Source organism: Streptomyces aurantiacus JA 4570, assembly GCF_000414115.1.
GTDB classification, from domain to species: Bacteria; Actinomycetota; Actinomycetes; order Streptomycetales; family Streptomycetaceae; genus Streptomyces; species Streptomyces aurantiacus_A.
On the sequence record NZ_AOPZ01000556.1, the window covers coordinates 1 to 3,478 of the forward strand.

General features: G+C 74.3%; 2 protein-coding genes and 1 pseudogene. 2 read left to right on the forward strand and 1 reads right to left on the reverse strand.

Features of this window, described 5'->3' with window-relative positions; genetic code table 11:
- Nucleotides 1–1,366: pseudogene (locus tag STRAU_RS38105) on the forward strand (BACON domain-containing protein); the annotation flags it as partial.
- A 94-nt stretch (nt 1,367–1,460) separates the two neighbouring features.
- Here STRAU_RS38105 and STRAU_RS38110 read toward each other — a convergent pair.
- Nucleotides 1,461–2,339, reverse strand: coding sequence for a DUF3109 family protein (locus tag STRAU_RS38110; RefSeq protein WP_037664666.1), 879 nt, complete (start codon nt 2,337–2,339; stop codon nt 1,461–1,463).
- Between the two features lie 179 nt (nt 2,340–2,518).
- Between STRAU_RS38110 and STRAU_RS38115 the strand changes: the two genes are divergently transcribed.
- Nucleotides 2,519–3,451, forward strand: a complete 933-nt coding sequence (locus STRAU_RS38115) for a Ppx/GppA family phosphatase (protein WP_016645722.1) — start codon at nt 2,519–2,521, stop codon at nt 3,449–3,451.
- The last annotated feature ends 27 nt before the right edge of the window (nt 3,452–3,478 follow it).

Below are 3,478 nucleotides of genomic sequence, written 5' to 3' on the forward strand. Positions count from 1 at the left end.
GCCGCCCACCCGCCCCCGGCCACTCCCGCCGCCACCACCTCAAGGGGCACCGTCCCCGCCGCGCCCGCCGACGACCTCGCCCGCGCCCGCCGCCGCGAACTGGCCCAGCTCGCCTGGCCGGAGGCCGCCGGGACCACGCCCGAGCAGCGCGAGGCCCTGGAGCTCGCCGTCCGGCACCGGCTCTCGGCCAAGGAGGTCGCCGCCGTCCTCGGCCTCGACCCCGCCGCCGCCCGCGACCTGCTCGCCTCCGCCGCCTGCGAGGTGGAGCGCACCCGCGCGGCGCTCGCCGTCGTGGAGACCGGCACCTGCCCGATCGTCGCCCGCCTCACCGGCGACAACCAGGTCCTGCTCGGCACGGCCCTGCGCCGCGAGCTGGTCCGGCACGTCGACGACTGTCCGCGCTGCCGCCACACCGCCGAGCGCGCCGGCTCCAGCGCCTGGCCGGGCACCGCTGTCACGCCGGCCGCGCTGCCGGTCATCGCCGCCCCGCGCGCGGCCCTGCACCACGCCATGGCCCACGCCCCGCGCGACCGGCGCCGGGCCCGCGGCGGCGGCCCCCGCTTCGACCGGCGCGGCTTTCCGATGGACCCCAAGGACCACGCCGCCCGCCGCGAGCGGCTGCGCGCGCGTGCCGTCACGACGACGGTCGTCGCCACCGTCGTGGCCGCCCCCGTCCTGGCCCTGTGGGCGGCCTACCGCGGCGCGCCGCTCACCGGTGAGGGCCACGACGGCCGCACCACCGGCGTCACCGAGGCCGACGGCGGCCCCGGCGGCAAGGACGCCCGCGGCCGCGAGGACTACGAGAACGCGGCCCGACCCCCGCTTCCGCGGCGGCCGCGGCGGACCCGGTGTCTCCGTGGAGGTCATCAGCCCCGGCGGACCCGCGGCGGGCCGGATCGGCGTACAGGCCCGGTCGCACGGCGGCGTCACGCTCATCACGCTGACCGGCGGCGGCAGTTCACCGGTCCGCTGGTCGGCGAGCACCGGCGCGCCCTGGCTGGTCCTGAGCCAGTCCGCGGGCACGCTCTCGCCCGGAGATTCGGTCACGATCAGGGTGTACGTGGACGACAACCGCGAGCCGCCCGGCCACTGGAGCGCACGCGTCACCATCGCCCCCACCGGAGCGGTCATCTCCTTGGAGGGCTACGGCAGTTCCACCGGCTCCCCGGGCCGCCCCGGCAAACCGGCCCCCCGCCCAACCCAGACCCGCCCGGGCCCACCCAACCCGGACCCGACCCCCACACCGGGCAACCCGACGCCCACACCAACCACGCAGCCCCCGGACCCGACACCCACCCCTACGCCGACCCCGTCCGACCCCCAGACACCCACCCCCACGCCCAGCGGCGACCCGGGGCAGGGCTGAGGCCGACGTAGGGATGTGCCCCAAAGGGGCGCGGGGAACTGCGCGACCAGCCCAAGACAACCCGCACCCGCCCACGGCGGATCCCCAACGACGACTAGGCGCACCCGCCAGCATCCGCAGGATGCGGCGCAACCAACGGCAACTGCGAGCGCAAGCGCTCTTCGCACAGCTCGACCAGCCGGTCATACCCCGCCTTCCCCATCAGCTCGATCAACTCGGGCCGATAGGACACATAGACAGGATCCCCGGCGCCATGCGCCGAGGTCGCCGACGTGCACCACCAGTGCAGATCATGACCGCCGGGACCCCAGCCCCGCCGGTCGTACTCACCGATGGACACCTGAAGCACCCGCGTGTCGTCCGGCCGGTCGATCCACTCGAAGGTGCGCCGCACCGGAAGCTGCCAGCAGACGTCCGGCTTGGTCTCCAGCGGCTCCCGGCCCTCCTTCAGGGCCAGGATGTGCAGCGAGCAGCCCGCGCCGCCCGCGAAGCCGGGCCGGTTCTGGAAGATGCACGACCCGTTGTACGGGCGGGTCTGCCGCTCGCCGTCGTCGTCCTGCGAGACCCAGCCCGTCTGCGTGCCGATGTCGTGGTGCTGCCAGATGTCCGGCGTGAGCCGCGCCACGTAACCCGCGACCCGCTTCTCGTCGTCCTCGTCCGAGAAGTGCGCGCCCAGCGTGCAGCAGCCGTCGTCGGCGCGGCCCGCCTGGATGCCCTGGCAGCCGCTGCCGAAGATGCAGTTCCAGCGGGAGGTGAGCCACGTCAGGTCGCAGCGGAAGACCTGCTCGTCGTCCGCCGGGTCCGGGAACTCCACCCAGGCGCGGGCGAAGTCCAGGCCCTGCTCGTCCCGGACCGCGGCACCCTTGCCCGCCTTGGCGAGCTGCTTTCCGGCCTTCTTGCCCTTCCCGGCCTTCTTGCCGGCCTTCTCCGCCTTACCGGGCTTGTCGGCCTTGTCTGTCTTGTCTGCCTTCAGGGGCTTCTCCGACTTCGAGGACTTCGAGGACTCCGATGACTGCGACGGCTGCGATTTGTCGGGCTTCGCCTTTTTCGTCTTTGGCACGTCTCCAGGGTATGCGCGCCCGTGTCTTCCCGGAGACCAGCAACGTCCGCCCGGCGGCAGCCCCGCGCCGTATGCGCAGTAGCGTTCCGTATATGAGACTCGGTGTCCTCGACGTGGGTTCGAACACGGTGCATCTGCTGGTGGTGGACGCCCACCCCGGCGCCCGCCCGCTGCCCGCGCACTCCCACAAGGCCGACCTGCGCCTTGCCCAACTCCTCGACGAAGCGGGTGCCATCGGCCCCGAAGGCGTGGAGCTGCTCGTCGCCACGGTGCGGGACGCGCTCCAGGCCGCGGAGGACAAGGGCGTCGAAGACCTGCTGCCGTTCGCCACCTCCGCGGTGCGCGAGGCGACCAACGCCGACGACGTGCTCGCCCGCGTCCGCGAGGAGACCGGCGTCGACCTGCAGGTACTCAGCGGCGCGGAGGAGGCGCGGCTGACCTTCCTCGCCGTGCGGCGCTGGTTCGGCTGGTCCGCGGGCAAGCTGCTCGTCCTCGACATCGGCGGCGGCTCCCTGGAGATCGCGTACGGCATCGACGAGGAGCCGGACGCCGCGGCCAGCCTGCCGCTCGGCGCGGGACGGCTCACCGGTGCCTGGCTGCCCGCCGACCCGCCGGACCCCGCCGACGTACGGGCCCTGCGGCGCCACGTACGCGCCCAGATCGCCCGCACTGTGGGCGAGTTCACCCGCTTCGGCAGCCCCGACCACGTCGTCGCGACCTCGAAGACCTTCAAACAGCTGGCCCGGCTCGCGGGTGCCGCCCGGTCCGCCGAGGGTCTCTACGTACAGCGGGAGCTGAAGCGCAAGTCCCTGGAGGACTGGGTGCCGCAGCTCGCCGCGATGACCGCGGCGGAGCGGGCCGAGCTGCCCGGCGTCTCCGAAGGACGGGCCGGCCAGCTGCTCGCGGGGGCGCTCGTCGCCGAGGGCGCGATGGACCTCTTCGGCGTGGAGTCGGTCGAGATCTGCCCATGGGCCCTGCGGGAGGGCGTGATCCTGCGGAGGCTGGACCACCTGCCGGCGCGGTAGGAGGCCTCGCGGGTGCGCCCCAGTCCC

Bases quoted from the DNA above. Each gene is read 5' to 3' on its own strand.
- STRAU_RS38115 (WP_016645722.1), top strand. From the start codon at position 2,519: ATGAGACTCGGTGTCCTCGACGTGGGTTCGAACACGGTGCATCTGCTG.